This window comes from Acetobacter sp. DsW_059 (genome assembly GCF_002153695.1).
GTDB classification, from domain to species: domain Bacteria; phylum Pseudomonadota; class Alphaproteobacteria; order Acetobacterales; family Acetobacteraceae; genus Acetobacter; species Acetobacter thailandicus.
Genome location: NZ_JOPI01000041.1, coordinates 36,148 through 52,784 on the forward strand (window position 1 = coordinate 36,148; position 16,637 = coordinate 52,784).

The window sequence follows — 16,637 nt, forward strand, 5'->3', positions numbered from 1 at the left end:
TTTGTATGCCCGTTACCAAAAAATGGGGACTATTTGTCGGCTTAGGCATCTCCCTTATTTTACTTGGCTTTGCTGCCTGTATCGACACTGTATTTGTCACACTGGCCAGCACAATTTTCATTGGATTCGTACTGATCGTTGGTGGAGCAGCACAGCTTTTTCACGCATTTGCAGTTAAAGACTGGGGGGGATTCTTCTTCTCACTCATCGCAGGGCTTCTTTATATTCTCGCCGGAGTTTTTATCATCCAGGAGCCCGTTGCCGGCGCGACAATGATCACGCTTTTCGCCTCAGCCTGTTTTATCGTCGCAGGTATAACGCGCTGCATTATGGCGGTGAAGCACCGCGCACTACATGGCTGGGGCATTATTTTATTTAGTGGCCTCATCAGTCTGGTTGTCGGTTTTTGCCTGTATTTCACCCTGCCATGGTCAGGGTTGTGGCTGATCGGCACATTTGTTGCGGTTGAACTGATAATTAGCGGCATGAGCTGGCTGCAGCTGGGCCTGGCACTGCGCAGAGGTCAAGCATCCTGATTTAAAAATAGTCAGAACAAAAAAAGACCTCTCATTAAATATGAGAGGTCTTTTTCCATAAAAACTACTTAAGACAATTGCAGAAGACTAATCAGGCAACCTGTACGGCCTTCCTTTTCTTATTTTCTGCCAGATACGGACCTGCCTGACAGATCTGCACACTCAGAGACGCAATGTCAGATGGTGCTCTGCGGCTAAGAGGCAGACTGGCGGCCCCATTTGTCCAGCGTGCCGGACCACCCTCAAGCCCATGCCAGCCAGACATATCAAACTTCTCTGCATGCGTGGTAATATGGCGCAGGTCATTCCCTTCAGTCAGAACGATCTCACCCACCAGCACACCAAGCTGACGGCGATCATCGACAAACGGGCCAATAACATCACAGGGACGAGACGCCCGTGACATCAGCACCACACTCTCCACACCAGCCGGCAGCATAAACAGGGCTTTTCCATCTATATTACGGACCTGACGGATCACCCCTCCATTCTGAGTTAAGAGGTACAAACCATGATCCACAACATGCTCAGGTTCTTCCCTGTGCTTAACCAGACCAAGCTGAACAGCACGCTCTTCTATCAGACGATACACAGGCTCCACCACATCACGTGAGACTGTTAAAGGCGCAACGGCATCAGTTTCCCAGTCATGCTTCACCGCTCCCAGACGAACCACCTGACCAGTCTGCACAAAGCCTTTACGGTTACCTGTGTCGAGATAGCTTTCAGACAGGACATTACTGGCAATCAGCACGGAATGTTTTTCAGTTTCTACGTGATAATACTCATACTCAGAGATATTTTTATCGTAAAATACTGAATAACCATTCACCAGCATTCGCACTGGCACAAAGCCGCCATTGAAAAACAAAGAGTGCTCTGAGGTGATCAGCAAGTCGGCTGAAGGTACGCCGTCTGCCAGTGCATCGCGCAAAATGCGTACGGGATAACCTGATAAATCATCCTCCAGGTGGACGCTTGCATGACGCCTGCCTTTACCTACCCATGTAACTTTACTGTATTCAAACGCACCATTATCAGGGTTATAGGTTGCAACAACATCACCCTCCCGAAGGTTTTCTACAACAACGTCACCCTCCGGGGTCTGGAAATTTGCACCTGCCAGGAAGCAGGGATTACCAGAGTCATTCGTGATAGTTCCATCCACGCTGCTGACTGACCCACCGTAAGAAACGATGTCCTGCACAACAGAGCCGGATAACGCAGCAACACTACCTCCTGAAAGCACATAAGCATTAGTCAGCGTGCCACCAGAACTCACGGTAACCGGATCAATACCATAAGCGGAATTATAATAAATATCATCAACAGAGGTCGCACCAGAACTCACAGAAACAGGGTCCGAGTTAAACTGGTTCGCGCTGGTTACACCACCCGAGCTGATATAAACATAGCCATTCTGAATGTAAGAATCAGCAAGGGTACCGCCGGAAGAAACATAAATATTATCAATGCCACCGGACTGAGTGTTTACCCCGGATACGACAGCGCCGCTTTCAATATGTAATGTAAGGCCATTTGTCAGATAAACGGGACCTGACACCACCGTTGTATTACTCTGGTAAACTGTTTGCTTATCGCTATTCAGCACGGCGCTCCAGATACCAGTAAGAGATGTCGCTGAATATGAAAATGTAAGAACTGGTGAAGCCCCTGAACCTATCGTATTACCCGACAGCATATTAGTGACATCTTCACCAACAACGGTCACATCAGATACTGTTGCCCCGGTATTAGAGGTAACTACGCCGCCCAATATTGTTCTTTCGGGCGCAACGATCGTGCCGGTAACGACATACCCTCCGGCATAAGTGCCACCATTATAAACTATAATATTACCACCGGGCAAAACATCAGCGCCTGAAACATACCCTCCACTGCTAACATACGCCGCGTTCTGGCTATAAGCATCTTTTGCATAGTAGGTATCACCCAGAGATGATCCCCCGGCGGAAATATAAATAGCATCCGCATTATACTGGTTAGCGCTTGTAGTACCTCCTGAACTCACATAAATATTTGTGTAGCCTAAATATGAAGAAATAAGCTCACCGCCAGAGGCAATGTGAATAACGCCCGCCCCACCCGATGCGTAAAGACCCGAAACAACAGCCCCGCTCTGGATGTTCAGGGTCGCGCCGGCAGCAAGACTTACAGCGCCTGACACGATGGTACCGCCACTCTGATACACTGTCTGATTATCGTTATTCAGCACAGCGCTCCAGGTGCCTGTAAGAGACGTTGATGAATATGAAAACTCAAGTGCAGATGTTGGAACAACTGAAGCCGCATTATAATTAGCGCTATTTGTAAAACCATCAGCCACATAATTCAGACCACTGACAGAAGCACCTGTAGCAGAGATCAACCCGCCACTAGCATAAATTTCACCGCCAGAAACAACACCACCAGCGAGCACTGAGGCCGTACCACCAGAAGACAGAACCGGATTAATTAAAAAAGCACCTGAACTGACATAGGTCAGGTCAGCGCCATAACCCTTATCATAGTAAATGATATCTTCAACCGAAGAAGCGCCAGCAGAGAGAGTAAGAACCGTAGAGTCTATTTTATTACCGCTGGTCGTGCCGCCCGAGGCAACATTCACGTATCCATTCTGAATATAAGAATCCAGCAGGGTAGCACCACTGGCAACATTGACCGTTGCAATCCCGCCCGAAACAGTACCCAGTCCCGAAACAACAGTTCCGGCCTGGATATTCAGAGTTGCGCCGCCTGCAAGCGAAACAGCACCTGATACCGTCGTTGTCCCACTGGTGTAAGTCACTATACCTGCAGAACTCTCCGCTGCGGTCCAGCTGCCAGTCAAAATTTGACCGTATGTTACCGGCGCAGAAAGATTATTACCGTATGAGCCACTAAATGTTGCACTCCCTCCGGCAATTTCACCGAAATTAGTAACAACTGAGCCCGCAGAAGCACTTAAAACACCACTCGTCGATAATGAGCCACCGGATATGAACCCACCAGAACTAAGGTAAACGAAACCACCAGAAGAAATAACTGGTGAATAAAGTGCTGCCCCCGAAGAAACGTAAACGTATTTTAAACTGTTTCCTGATGTTGTGTAAAAACTATCATTTTCAGACACAGAACCAGATAAAAAATAAGCTGTCACTGAATTCAGGCTATTCTCATCACTTATCGCCCCGGAACTAGCATAAAGCGTCCCGTTGACCAGACTGGTATCTTTCAGAGTTCCCCCGCTCTTGACAATGACAGTACTGGCTGAGGTACTCAAACCAGAAACAACTGCACCACTACCAACGGTTAAAGTGACACCGTTAGCAAGCGCAACGGCGCCACTAACAACTGTACTTCCGCTGACATATTCTGTCTGACCATCGGCAGTGACGGTCGCGCTCCATGTGCCACTTAGCGTGGTGGGGGTATCAGCCATACTTCATACTCTCCAACTTGCGCGTATATATTATCAAGTTAAGATAAAACTATCACATGATGGAAAAGCGAAAGATATAGCCTTTTAACTTATTAAAATTAAAATAATATAGTAAATTTTATGTAATAATTAAAGTAAAAAATTTAATTTTAATAATATATAGTGTGTTATTTAATTATAATAATATAGGATAATGATAGTTTTTACATTATGTGTAATATATAAAAATGGCCACTCCAAAAAAATGAGTGGCCATTTTTACAATCAATATTTTTCTTTTAATTTTTTTAATTATTAGATCAGGGATCATGCTTAAGCAAAATGGGAGAAGATTTATCTTTCCCTAAATCCTCTGATTTATTCTCCTGAGAAGAAATCATTTCAGGCACCAGCTTAATTGAACAATCGCTTTCCCGCTCCTGCAAATGCCCTTCATGTTTGTGACGTAAAGCTTCAATATTCTCCAGTACAATCGGATATTCTTCAATCAGACGACGAAAACGAGATGCCGGGATAGCCATAAAATGTCCAAACTGCACAGCTCTGATGCTGGCAGGCACCCGCTCATTACGATAAACCTCTAAAGCACCAATCAGATCACCGGCACTATAATAAATATCACGTTCAGCGACATGAGCTTCGGCGAGACCTGCGCTCACAAAATAAACCGTACGCACTTTACGGTCACGCTTACTGATCAGCTCATGAGGCGCAACAAACCGCAGTGACGTTGTCGTTGCGAGGTCATGCAACTCTGCCCCGGGAAGGCCTTTAAAAATGGCCGCACTTTTAAGGCGGCTTTCAATTCCGCTCTTAAGGTTAAAGCTCAGAGGTTTTTGCAGGCGACTACGGCGACGCTCAAGCTCTGTCACCAGTTCACGGTTCAGCTCTTCACTAATCAGGGATTCTGCGAGCAAAGAATCATACTCTTCCCCTTCAAGACGCAGAGTGATCTGCCTGAAAATTCTGCTTTCCAGCGCCTCTGAATAACCATGATAATGAAGGCGCAAAGTCTCCACCGCTTCATCAAGCATTTTGCGCTGACGTTGTAAAACCTCAGCCACAATTTCACCAACACGCGGCCCCAGAGTGGGCTCCATGCGCTCTTTCATAAAACGGGTCAGAGAAACAGATACAAAATGCGCGACCATAAGCATTTCAAAACGCTTGGCCATACATAACATTAAGGGACGGTCGAGATGCAGCCTCTGATGAATTATCTGAGCCAGTTTAAACCGCACAGATGGGCTGAGTCTGCGACGCAAAACCCGCACATAGCCAGCACGCCCTTCAAGACGCGCACCATCAATAGCCGCTTCACTACTACGCAGCAGGGTTTCCATCACACGACGTGAAAGTCCCTGAATACGAAACAGATCCAGCAATAAGGACCGCTCCTGACTGGCTATAGTAATAAGCGCAAGGTTTACGCGCTGAATATCAGATAAAGCTGTATCGAACTCATTCACCAGCTGCTCTTCATGCGCGCGGCGGTCAATCTGCTGTAATACAGGGCGAGTTGAATCTTCTGAAAAACCAAGCTCCTGCCCCATTCTGGCAGCCCGATCGCACACACGGTCAAGGCCGATACTCAAAATCTGATGGCGCAAAGCTTCATCAATAGGAGACAGCTTATCCAGCTTGAGAAACAGAACCAGGGAACGAAGTGTCGTACCATTAAGCAAAAGAGTGATCAGCACAAAACCTGTCGCGATAATACCAATAAAATGGGCAACCGGAGCAGAGACGTGCTCATTTTCAGTAACCGCCAGTGCGAGGGCCAGCGTGATAGCACCACGCAGACCGCCCCACACCATTGTTATTTTAAAGGGTACGGGCACCGGAGGGGAAAGCTTGGTCATCGCCAGCACAGGGAGCAAACCAAACACCACAGCACCACGCGCAGCAAGGCCCGCAACGCTGGCAATCAGCACCAGTACACAATCCCACCAGGTAATTCCAACCAGCAGGTGCGGCACAAACATTGATGCCAGCACAAACACCAGTGAACCTGCCCAGAAAACAAGCTGCTGCCAGAGCTGGTTCATAAACAGCCAGGTCTGCGGCCTGAAGGTCGAAGGGCCATACATTGACAGTGTCAGGCCCGCCGCAGCGGTTGCCACGACACCTGAAACGCCAAGCATTTCGTCAGAGACAATGTAAGCCATATAAGGCAGAGCAACTGTCAGGGTAATTTCTGCCGCTGAAGATCCCCCTAAAATCGTAATCATCATCAGCGTCAGCTGGCCAAAGATAATACCAACGATCAGGGCCCCGACAAACGAGACGAGAAAAGAAACAACAGCCTCACCAGGATGAATGGAATGATGCAGCGTAATAGATGGCAACAGGATAGAAAAAATAGAAATAGCAGCCGCGTCATTCAGCAGGGCTTCCCCCTCAACCAGGCGGGTCAGACGTGTTGCGGCACCAATATCACGAAAAATACCTGCAACGGCTGAAGGATCTGTGGTTGCAACGATAGATCCCAGGAGCAGACAAACAACCAGCGGCATGTCAGCAAACGGCTTAAGCGCAAACCCGATCGTCGCCGTTGAGACAACAACGGCCACAACAGCCAGCAAAAGCACTGTACCCGTTTCGTGCGCCAGACGCCGCACATCGATCGCCAGAGCCCCCTGAAACACCAGCATGGGCAGGAAGATCAACAAAAAGGCTTCACTGTTAATGGGAAAGTCCAGCATCATTTCAGCCAGACCACTCAATGCTGCGAGGTGCGAATTACGCAAAATAAAATCAGCAACACTGCCGATAATAATACCAACAATAGCCAGCAATACTGTTTCAGATAATTCAAGCTTACGCGCAATTGGCTGAACAGCACTTACAACAACAAACAATACTCCAATAGCAAGCAGTACCGCAGCAAGACCAGTGACTGCCATTCTATTCCTGTCCTTTCCGTCAAAAACTATTTTTTATATTCACTACATGCCAGTTACGACATTAAAATGAAATATGGAATTTTGGTAATTTCATACTTTTTTAATTATCGTCTCAAAGAGTTGGTAAGATAAAAAATAACTATACACGATTATGCAACCATCATTCCCCGTAACGCAGCTATGTCACATCCTGTAACAAATTCACGTGACGGCAGATAACATACAGTCTGGCATTGCAGGATCATATTCCTTAAATAACATCATACAAACAAGAGCCCGGCGATCAACACAATATCAGCGGTTATCGTCTTTATTTTCTCTCTCTGGTAGTGTGCCTTCATGAAAATATTTCCTGCCCTGGCAGCTCTCACCTTCTCCATCACTCTGACAGCCTGCAGCAGCTTTCAGTCTGACAATGCATACCACCCGCACTCCCATCACGGGCGACGCACCCCGACCTGGTACCAGCCACCGGATTATGCACGCCCGTCAAACCCGACAGCTGTTACCCCTGCACCCACTCAGGCAGGTCAGAAATCATAGGGGATATATGATGGTGAATAGCGATACGTTACTGCGCGCGCCAGGAACTACACTGCGCTCAGTGACATCCCTGTTCATCTTCATTTTATTCTGCGCTGTCACGACAGCAACCAGCAGTCGGGCAGAAATTCTCTCTGATACCCCTCGGCCATATGATGTCGTACACAGAGGCGGAACTCTGCGATTAGCTGCTGCCGCATCAGGGGGAACGCTCGACCCTCAGATTAATTACAGCAGCCAGTACATTAATTTATTTGCTAACGTGTATGACGGGTTAACAACTTTCAAAAAAGCACAAGGACCTGATGGTAATATAGTCGTGCCTGATCTGGCAGAAAATATGCCTGTCGTACAGGATAACGGACGGACCTATATCTTTACACTCCGCCCCGGCCTTTTTTTCTCAGACGGAAAACCAGTTACAACAGCTGACGTTAAAGCATCCTTTCAACGTATTTTTAAAGTCGGGTCACCATCCGCCGGGTCTTTTTACTCAGTCATAGCCGGCGCTGATCTGTGCCTGAAAACACCAGTGACCTGTACACTCAGCGCAGGCATTACGGATGATCCTCTTCATCGCACCATTACCTTTCACCTGACGGGCCCTGACAACGAATTCCTCCAGAAACTGGCTTTTACACACGCTGTCATTCTGCCTGCCGATGCCCCTGACCATGATACCGGCAACACACCCCTGCCCTCAACCGGGCCTTACCGTATCACTGCGTACGATCCCAATAAGAGCCTTAAGCTTGAACGTAATCCATACTTCAGACAATGGAGTGCTGAGGCTCAGCCAGAAGCCTACCCTGATGCGATAGAATATAGCTTTGGCATTCCTGATGAGACTGCCGTAACGGCAGTGCAGAATGGCCAGTATGACTGGATGGCAGAGAGCATCCCTATGGATCGCCTGGGTGAACTTGGCAGCCATTATGCACAGAACACCCATGTCATGCCGCATGCCGCCATGTATTTTCTGGCCATGAACGTCAATATCCCGCCATTTAACAGCCTCAAAGCACGTCAGGCTGTAAATTATGCCGTTAACCGTAAAGCAATGGTCATTTTTTACGGGGGGCCGGGTATAGCCAGACCCATCTGCGGTATGGTGCCATCCGCACTGCCCGGTGCAACTGATTTTTGTTTTTACAGCAAAGCGGCTTCACCGGATGCACCTGTAACAGAGTGGAAAAGCCCCGACCTGGAAAAAGCACAACAGTTAGTCAGAGAGAGCGGCACCTACGGAGAAGCCGTCACGCTCATTACTGCCGATACCAGTGTTGAGATGGCAATGGGCGCCTGGATACGCGATATGCTGCAACATATTGGATACAAAGCAACCCTTCGCCCGCTTAACAGAGCCGTGGCCTCAGGCTACATGCAAAATTCAGCAAATCATGTGCAAATTGCCCTCAAAGACTGGGCGACTGACTATCCTTCTCCCTCCAATTTTCTTGATACCCTGCTGGGATGTGAAAATTTTCATCCAGACTCAGACAATTCAATCAATATCCCCGGCTTTTGTAACCCTGATATCCAGCGACTGATCGACCAGGTCAAAACAGATTCAAACCTCACAGCAGAGGAAACTGAAACATTATGGCGCACAATCGACCGCATGGTTATGGCTCAAAGTCCCGTTGCTCCTCTTATTGAAAAAAAAACCGTTCTTATCACCTCACCAAGACTAAAGAATTTTTTTTATACACCTGTTAATCAGCTTTTATTTTCACAGGTCTGGCTACATTGAAATAAAAATACCATTTTAATTTTGTTGAGTATTTTCACTTCTTCCTGCCATGCGCTCTTTTTTGAAATTTTCAGTTTATCCACAGAATCTGTGGATGAAGTTCTGGACAATTTAAGGATAATCCTCTGAGCATCGTGAATAACTGTACGAACACTATGCAGATAAAGGAGAAAATATGCCGCGCGTCATGATCAGCCCGGAACAGCGCAAAAATCTGTCTGAAGGAAAAGAGGCCGCGCCGACACTCCAGCATGCTCTGCAAATTGATTTTTCTTTACTTCTCAACACCCTGACAGACAACCGTGCCAGGCCTTTACCCGACAAAGCCGGCTTTATAGAAAAAATGCACTTATGTGCTGCCGCTCTGAATAATGATGGCGGCATACCCCTGCTAAACAGACTGAGCCACCACGTCAGCGACACTGTGCGTGGCTTTGCTGTTTTCGGGCTGATCAGTCATTATAAAAACGATACGCCCGAAACGCTCCTTGAAATTGTTCGCCCTTTTGCCGCAGACCCGCATTTTGCTGTGCGTGAATGGGCATGGATCGCGGCCCGCCCCTGCCTTGCAGCCTCACTCACTCAGTCGATTAAAGCACTGACCCCATGGACTGCGGATAACGACCTTAATATTCGCCGTTTTGCTGTTGAGGTGCTACGCCCCAGGGGCGTATGGTGCCAGCATATTCGCCCACTGCGAGAAAACCCTGAACAGGGGCTGCCTCTGCTTGAACCCATGCGTGCTGAAACCACACGTTATGCCCAGGATTCAGTGGCCAACTGGCTGAATGACGCCGCAAAAGATCAGCCTGAGTGGGTAACGGCTCTCTGCTGGAAATGGACAGAAGAAGCCCCGGAGAATAAAGCCACCCGTCGCATTGTCAGGCGCGCCTTACGCTCCCTTGGACCTAAAAAAGAAAAAAGCAGCACCTCAGGAGAAAAATAATCTCCCTGAGGTGCTGCCCTGTTTCAGTAGTGAAAATTTAAAGTCTCAACGCAGAACTGCACCTGTGACTTTAGAAACCGCAGCGACAACACGTTCACTAACAGCTTCAATTTCTGCATCTGTCAGACTTTTATCGACAGGCTGCAATACAATTTCGATCCCGACTGAACGATGACCCTCGGGTACATGCGGCCCCTCATAAAGGTCAAACAGATTGACTGCGACAATCAGATTACGCTCTGCGTTACGCACTGCTTTAAGCAGGTTTTCGCATGGCACATCCCTGCTCACCACAAAGGCGAAATCACGATGAACCGGCTGAAATGCTGACAGCTTTGGTGCAGATTTTTTACGCACTTTAGGCTCTGGCAGACGATCCATAAACACTTCAAAGGCAACAACCGGCACATCAATGCCTGCAGCCTGCAGTATGGAAGGATGCAGCTCACCAAAGCAGGCCAGTACTGTTTTAGGCCCCTGGCACAGCAAACCGGAACGCCCCGGATGATACCATGAAGGTGCATCTGCAACCGTACTAAGCGCATCAGGTGAAACACCAAGTTGCGTCAGAACATCAAGCGCATCGGCCTTTACATCCCACAAAGAGACAGCCTGACTTTCATGTCCCGGGTAACGTGGGGTATGTCCGCCACGCACACCAGCAACAACCATCTGCTGCCCCTCAGCAGAGAATGCCGGGCCTGCCTCAAAAAGACCGATATCTGAACGACCACGTGCACTGTTACGCTGCAAGGCTGCAACCAGATTAACCAGCGGGGTCGGGCGCATCTGATCAAGGTCAGATGCAATCGGGTTCAGCAGGCGCAGAGCTTCAGGCGCACCACCAAAACGCAAAGCCTCCTCATGGGATACAAACGAGAACCCAACCGTTTCAACCAGGCCACGCACTGCAAGGATACGACCTGCACGGGCCAGGCGGGTTTGTTTTGGTGTTAACGCTGTCGCTGGCACAACACTCAGGGCCGGCAAAGGAACTGCGGGAATACTATCAAGCCCTTTGAGACGCAGTATCTCTTCAATCAGGTCGCTCTCAGCTTCAATCTGAGCAACACCCTGAGCAGCCGCTGTAGCGAGTGCTGCATCAAGCTCCTGCCCCTGCGACAAGACCGGCTGCTGAGCAATGTCATTACGCCATGATGGTACACTGACGCGTACCTCTGTCTCATTGCGTTCCTGCACCTCGAAGCCCAGCTTTTCAAGCAGAGCAACACTCTCATCTGCCGCGACATCAAGACCACCAAGGTCACGCACCCGTGCAAAACGTAATGTTGCCTCACGCTGCCAGGCCGGAGCCTCACCCGCTGAGACAACCTCACTGGCCTCTCCGCCACACAGATCCATGATCATACGGGTTGCAGCTTCAAGTGCGGCAACCGGGAATGCAGGGTCAATACCACGCTCAAACCGGTAGCTTGAATCTGAGGAAACACCGGCTCTGCGTGCACTTAAAGCGATACGGACCGGGTCAAATAAAGCGCATTCGATAAATACATCAGTTGTTTCATCACTGACGCCCGACGCTTCTCCCCCCATAATGCCAGCCAGCGACTGCACACCGTTAATATCGGTGATAACACAGTCATCCGGTGTCACAATATAGTCCTGCCCGTCCAGCGCACGGAATGTCTCACCCGCACCCTGACAGACTTTAAGGCGGCCACCGGCAACTTTATTCACGTCAAACACATGAAGCGGGCGACCAAGGTCAAAGCAGAAATAGTTGGTAATATCGACCAGCGCAGAGACCGGACGCAGCCCGATACTTTCAAGCTTACGCTTCAGCCATTCAGGACTTGGACCGTTTTTAACATTTTTAACAGTACGCCCCAGAACGAGCGGACAGGCTGGCAGATTGGTATTTTCCCACACAACAGGTGAGGTAAATGTACCTTCCACAGCTGATGCCAGCCATGGGCGAAGTTTACCAAGACCTGCAGCGGCGAGGTCGCGTGCAACACCCCGCACACCCAGAGCATCACCCCGGTTGGGTGTAATGGCAATATCAATCACCACATCATCGAGCCCGGCAAAATCGGCATAAGACTGACCTGGCAGCGTGTCATCCGGCAGCTCGGCAATGCCGTCACTTTCTTCACCCAGACCCAGCTCACGCAGAGAGCACAGCATGCCCCCACTCGCCTGACCACGGATTTTGCCTGCCTTAATAGTGATATCAAGACCAGGAACATAAGTACCAGGTGGTGCAAAAATAACCGGCAGACCAGCGCGGGCATTAGGCGCACCACACACAACCTGCACATTTTCAAACCCTGGACCGGCATCGACACGACAGACCTGCAAACGGTCAGCATCGGGGTGACGCTCTGCCTCAAGAATGCGCGCTGTCAGAAAGGGTGCAACCGCTGCGCCACGATTTTCAACACTCTCAACCTCAAGGCCAATCTGGTTCAGTCTGGCACAAATTTCGGCAAGCGTGGCAGAAGTATCAAGATGGTCATACAACCAGGATAGCGTAAATTTCATAACTCACACGCCCTCATGCAGTAAGGCTGGCGCAAGCGGGTCTGAGCCATAATGACGCAGCCAGCGAATATCACTCTCATAAAATGAGCGCAGATCAGGAATACCGTTTTTCAGCATAGCCAGGCGTTCAATACCCATGCCGAAAGCAAAGCCCTGCCACTCACGCGGGTCAAGGCCACAGTTTGCCAGCACGCGGGCATGCACCATGCCCGACCCCAGCACCTCAAGCCAGTCTTCACCGCCGCCAATTTCACCTGTGCGGCGTGACCAGCCGATATCAACTTCCATCGAGGGCTCAGTAAACGGAAAATAAGAAGAGCGAAAGCGCACAGGCAGATCAGGTTTACCAAAGAAAACCCGCAAAAATTCGATCAGGCAGCCTTTCAGGTGCCCCAGTGTAATATCTTTACCGATCACAAGCCCTTCGCACTGATGAAACATAGGCGAATGAGTTGCATCATGGTCAGCACGATACGTCCGCCCAGGGCAGATAACCCGCAGCGGAGGCTGCTGTTGTAACATTGTGCGGATCTGCACACCTGAGGTCTGCGTACGTAAAACATGCGTCACATCCAGCTCAGGTGACGGTGCAATATAAAACGTATCGTGATCAGTACGAGCCGGGTGATGATCGGGCGTATTCAGAGCGGAGAAGTTATGCCAGTCGGTTTCAATATCCGGCCCTTCTGCAACGCTAAAGCCCATTGCACCAAAAATAGCGGTCATCTCTTCAACCGCACGGGAAATGGGATGAATCGCACCACGCGGTGACGCTGGTGGCGGCTGAGAAACATCAACCCGCTCAGCAATCAGACGGGCTTCGAGTGCTGCAGCCTCAAGCTCCTGTCCGCGTGCTTCAACTGCACGGCTAAGCTCATCACGCAGGCGGTTAAGGGCAGCACCCCGGGCTTTACGTTCTTCAGGCTGCATCTTCCCCAACGCCTTGAGCAGGGTCGTCAGGCGCCCTGACTTACCAAGCACACCAACACGGACGGCATCCCATGCCTTAAGGTCTGCAGCCTCAGCCAGCTCTGACAGAACACTCTGCCGGAAAATCTCAAGATCGTCGTTCATGAAACCTCACGCGAGGAGAAAAATAGTTTACAGGGCAATATCCTCTCCGCCAGCATGAGGAAACCCCTTAAAACAAAAAAGGCCGCCTGCGGGAGGCGACCTTTCCTGAAAATCATCAGTGCTCAGCACACTTCAGGCAGCGAGAGCAGCCTGAGCTTTTTTAACGATTTCAGCAAATGTTGCTGCATCGTCAAATGCAACAGCAGCCAGAACTTTACGGTCGATTTCAATGCCGGCTTTTGCCAGCCCATTGATAAAACGGCTGTAGGTCAGGCCGTGCTCGCGCACAGCTGCATTGATACGCTGGATCCACAGAGCGCGGAATTCACGTTTTTTGTTACGACGATCGCGGTATGCATACTGAAGCGACTTTTCAAGACGTTCGATAGCAATACGATAGTTTGTTGAGGACCGGCCACGAAAACCTTTTGAAAGGTCGAGGACTTTTTTGTGACGGGCGTGGCTTGTTACACCGCGTTTTACACGTGCCATATCTCAGATGCTCCTTAAACCAGCCCGTAGGGCGCCCACTGTTTAACTGTACGACCATCCTGCGGTGTCATTGTCTGAGGACCACGGTTGGTACGTTTCATTTTCTGCGGACGCTTAATCAGGCCGTGGCGTTTACCACATGGGCCAGCAAGCACCTTACCGGTTGCGGTGATTTTGAACCGCTTTTTAACCGATGACTTGGTCTTCATTTTGGGCATTTCACTACTCCATGAAAACTTGTTATCGCTGTTATATCAGCAAAAAACAGCAGAACACGGCCAGGCATGCCCACACAGGCCCGGACGCGTGTAATCTGAAGTCGCGTGCATAGCTGAGTTTAAGTTAATTTACAAGCTACCATTCAAATGAATTTATGGAGAAAATGAGCCATCAGAGAGATGCAGCCTGCCCTTCACCTGGGCAATCAGACACACTCCTGCCCTGCTGCATCACGGCACAATGCGGACTATCCCTGCACCTGCCGCCTTTCCCATGGCTCTGACCTGCATCTGATGATACGCTCTCTTTTGCAGGCTTTAGACAACCAGAGATTCATGCATTCCGCAGCATGAAGCGTAACTTTATAAGCGAGGTTTGCCACTCACATGATTTCCCTGTCCAGCGCCACACTCAGCCAGCTCCCCTCACAGGTTATTACCCCTGGGTACGACCGCAAAAAGGTTACCCCTGGCATTGCGCACCTCGCCGTTGGTAACTTTCACCGTGCGCATCAGGCATTGTATATCGACCGCGTTCTGGCCCGCCCCGGACAGGAGAACTGGGCTATTGTCGGCATAGGGCTGCGCGATAACGAACGCGAAACCCGTCGAGCCGGCATTATGGCCGGGCAGGACGGCCTTTATACACTGACGGAATTCTCAACTGACGGCAGCCACACCACCAGAGTTCTGGGCGCCATAACAGAATATGTACAGGCCGCTAAAGATCGCTCCGCTGCCATTCAGCGCCTGGCAGACCCCGCCATTAAAATTGTCAGCATGACCATTACCGAAGGCGGCTATAATATAGATGCAGACGGCAAATTTATGCTCAACACACCTGCCATTGCCGAGGACCTGAAGCGTGAGGTGCCTCACACAGCTTTTGGCCTCGTAACTGAGGCCCTGCGCCTGCGTCGCGACAACGGCACCGGCCCTTTCACAGTGATGACATGCGACAACCTGCGCGACAACGGCAAAGTAGCCCGCGAAGCTTTTTGTGCCTATGCCACAGCAAAAGATCCGGCTTTAGGTCAATGGATCAGTGAAAACGTGACCTTTCCGTCAACCATGGTTGACCGCATTACTCCGTCCGTCTCCGGGGCAGACAAAGAACGACTGAATAAACTCAGCGGCATTGATGATCAGATGCCTCTCTTCGCAGAGGATTTTACACAGTGGGTCATTGAAGATTCCTTCTGCGCAGGTCGCCCTGAACTTGAAACCGTCGGTGTACAGTTTACAAAAAATGTTGAGCCTTATGAACAGGTCAAGCTGCGCATGCTCAACGCATCGCATTCAATGCTGGCCCTGCCCGGCCTGCTTATGGATTACGACACAGTACCTGAGGCGATGAAAGACACAGCCCTGCTCACCTTACTTGAGCAGTTTCTGACCCAGGATGCATCGCCGTTTATCACACCACCATCTGACGTCTCTCTCGCGGACTACGCCAGCCAGGTTCTTAACCGCTTCCGCAATCCGGCTGTAGGCGACCAGCTGCTACGCATTGCCTCAGACAGCGCATCAAAGCTGCCTGTTTTCTGGACAGATACCGTAAAAGGCATTCTTAAAGCGGGAAAAAACCATAAAAGGCTGGCTTTTGGCACAGCCTGTTTCCTTGAATATCTGCGGGGCACCACTGACAGTAAAAAAAGCTATAGCTTCTCTGAACCTGAGCTGACAGATGCCACCCAAAAACTGATTTTGAGCCATGATCTCAAAGCAGGTCTGACAATACCAGTTTTTTCAGGGTGGGACCTTGCCCAGTATCCGGACTTCACAAATGAAGTAATCAATCTTCGCAAGAGCATACAGTCACACGGCGTGCGCAAAACACTACTTCAGCTTGAGCACTAACACCACGCCTGACTGAAAAGTATTTTTTAAAATTTCTTAGCCATTGCCTGACTCTTAACATCCAGGTAATGGCTATTTTTATGACACTCAGTGCCACTTTTTAAATATTCATAATTTTTACTAAAAAAAGAAAAATATCATCATCTTAAATACAAAAGTTTACATCGTATTTAATTTTCCTTAAGTACCAAATAAGTCTTTTTTATCCTGTAATCATCCGCTATCTTGCGCCCCAGATTACATTTGCCCCCAGCTTTGTTTAACAATGCGAAACAACAGCACATCACAATCCCAGACTATGTCTGTGTCAGAATGTTACGGAAAACGATGCAACAGGCGTTTTCTGTGCACGCACTTATTTA

At 49.4% G+C, this 16,637-nt stretch carries 11 protein-coding genes; 5 read left to right on the top strand and 6 right to left on the bottom strand.

Annotated elements, in window-relative coordinates; genetic code table 11:
* Positions 1 to 5 precede the first annotated feature (5 nt).
* Positions 6 to 536, top strand: a complete 531-nt coding sequence (locus tag HK25_RS09610) for an HdeD family acid-resistance protein (RefSeq protein WP_086636061.1) — start codon at positions 6 to 8, stop codon at positions 534 to 536.
* A gap of 91 nt (positions 537 to 627) precedes the next feature.
* On the opposite strand, the gene HK25_RS09615 is transcribed toward HK25_RS09610, so the two are convergent.
* Both HK25_RS09615 and HK25_RS09620 read right to left on the bottom strand, forming a co-directional pair.
* Positions 628 to 3,978, bottom strand: a complete 3,351-nt coding sequence (locus tag HK25_RS09615) for a Hint domain-containing protein (protein ID WP_086636062.1) — start codon at positions 3,976 to 3,978, stop codon at positions 628 to 630.
* 299 nt (positions 3,979 to 4,277) lie between these two features.
* Positions 4,278 to 6,884, bottom strand: a complete 2,607-nt coding sequence (locus tag HK25_RS09620; RefSeq protein WP_086555433.1) for a cation:proton antiporter — start codon at positions 6,882 to 6,884, stop codon at positions 4,278 to 4,280.
* 339 nt (positions 6,885 to 7,223) lie between these two features.
* Between HK25_RS09620 and HK25_RS09625 the strand changes: the two genes are divergently transcribed.
* The 3 genes from HK25_RS09625 to HK25_RS09635 all read left to right on the top strand — a co-directional run bounded on the left by HK25_RS09625 (position 7,224) and on the right by HK25_RS09635 (position 10,126).
* Entirely contained in the window at positions 7,224 to 7,427 is a 204-nt protein-coding gene (locus tag HK25_RS09625; protein ID WP_086555434.1) for a hypothetical protein, read from the top strand.
* 10 nt (positions 7,428 to 7,437) lie between these two features.
* Complete coding sequence (locus HK25_RS09630; protein WP_086636068.1) at positions 7,438 to 9,180, top strand: ABC transporter substrate-binding protein; 1,743 nt, start codon at positions 7,438 to 7,440, stop codon at positions 9,178 to 9,180.
* 175 nt (positions 9,181 to 9,355) lie between these two features.
* Positions 9,356 to 10,126, top strand: coding sequence for a hypothetical protein (locus tag HK25_RS09635; protein WP_086636063.1), 771 nt, complete (start codon positions 9,356 to 9,358; stop codon positions 10,124 to 10,126).
* A gap of 45 nt (positions 10,127 to 10,171) precedes the next feature.
* Here the strand turns inward: HK25_RS09635 and pheT are convergent, their stop codons facing one another.
* The 4 genes from pheT to rpmI all read right to left on the bottom strand — a co-directional run bounded on the left by pheT (position 10,172) and on the right by rpmI (position 14,415).
* Positions 10,172 to 12,631 (bottom strand): phenylalanine--tRNA ligase subunit beta, encoded by a 2,460-nt coding sequence (gene pheT, locus HK25_RS09640; RefSeq protein ID WP_086636064.1) that lies wholly within the window; start codon positions 12,629 to 12,631, stop codon positions 10,172 to 10,174.
* 3 nt (positions 12,632 to 12,634) lie between these two features.
* On the bottom strand, positions 12,635 to 13,705 hold the full coding sequence (pheS, locus tag HK25_RS09645; RefSeq protein WP_086555437.1) for a phenylalanine--tRNA ligase subunit alpha: 1,071 nt from the start codon (positions 13,703 to 13,705) through the stop codon (positions 12,635 to 12,637).
* 132 nt (positions 13,706 to 13,837) lie between these two features.
* Positions 13,838 to 14,197, bottom strand: a complete 360-nt coding sequence (rplT, locus tag HK25_RS09650) for a 50S ribosomal protein L20 (RefSeq protein WP_086555438.1) — start codon at positions 14,195 to 14,197, stop codon at positions 13,838 to 13,840.
* A gap of 14 nt (positions 14,198 to 14,211) precedes the next feature.
* Positions 14,212 to 14,415 (bottom strand): 50S ribosomal protein L35, encoded by a 204-nt coding sequence (gene rpmI / locus HK25_RS09655; RefSeq protein WP_086555439.1) that lies wholly within the window; start codon positions 14,413 to 14,415, stop codon positions 14,212 to 14,214.
* A gap of 387 nt (positions 14,416 to 14,802) precedes the next feature.
* Here rpmI and HK25_RS09660 point away from each other — a divergent pair, with 387 nt between their 5' ends.
* Positions 14,803 to 16,275, top strand: a complete 1,473-nt coding sequence (locus tag HK25_RS09660) for a mannitol dehydrogenase family protein (protein ID WP_086636065.1) — start codon at positions 14,803 to 14,805, stop codon at positions 16,273 to 16,275.
* Positions 16,276 to 16,637: the final 362 nt, after the last annotated feature.

Bases quoted from the DNA above. Each gene is read 5' to 3' on its own strand.
- HK25_RS09610 (WP_086636061.1), top strand. From the start codon at position 6: ATGCCCGTTACCAAAAAATGGGGACTATTTGTCGGCTTAGGCATCTCC.
- HK25_RS09615 (WP_086636062.1), bottom strand. From the start codon at position 3,978: ATGGCTGATACCCCCACCACGCTAAGTGGCACATGGAGCGCGACCGTC.
- HK25_RS09620 (WP_086555433.1), bottom strand. From the start codon at position 6,884: ATGGCAGTCACTGGTCTTGCTGCGGTACTGCTTGCTATTGGAGTATTG.
- HK25_RS09625 (WP_086555434.1), top strand. From the start codon at position 7,224: ATGAAAATATTTCCTGCCCTGGCAGCTCTCACCTTCTCCATCACTCTG.
- HK25_RS09630 (WP_086636068.1), top strand. From the start codon at position 7,438: ATGGTGAATAGCGATACGTTACTGCGCGCGCCAGGAACTACACTGCGC.
- HK25_RS09635 (WP_086636063.1), top strand. From the start codon at position 9,356: ATGCCGCGCGTCATGATCAGCCCGGAACAGCGCAAAAATCTGTCTGAA.
- pheT (WP_086636064.1), bottom strand. From the start codon at position 12,631: ATGAAATTTACGCTATCCTGGTTGTATGACCATCTTGATACTTCTGCC.
- pheS (WP_086555437.1), bottom strand. From the start codon at position 13,705: ATGAACGACGATCTTGAGATTTTCCGGCAGAGTGTTCTGTCAGAGCTG.
- rplT (WP_086555438.1), bottom strand. From the start codon at position 14,197: ATGGCACGTGTAAAACGCGGTGTAACAAGCCACGCCCGTCACAAAAAA.
- rpmI (WP_086555439.1), bottom strand. From the start codon at position 14,415: ATGCCCAAAATGAAGACCAAGTCATCGGTTAAAAAGCGGTTCAAAATC.
- HK25_RS09660 (WP_086636065.1), top strand. From the start codon at position 14,803: ATGATTTCCCTGTCCAGCGCCACACTCAGCCAGCTCCCCTCACAGGTT.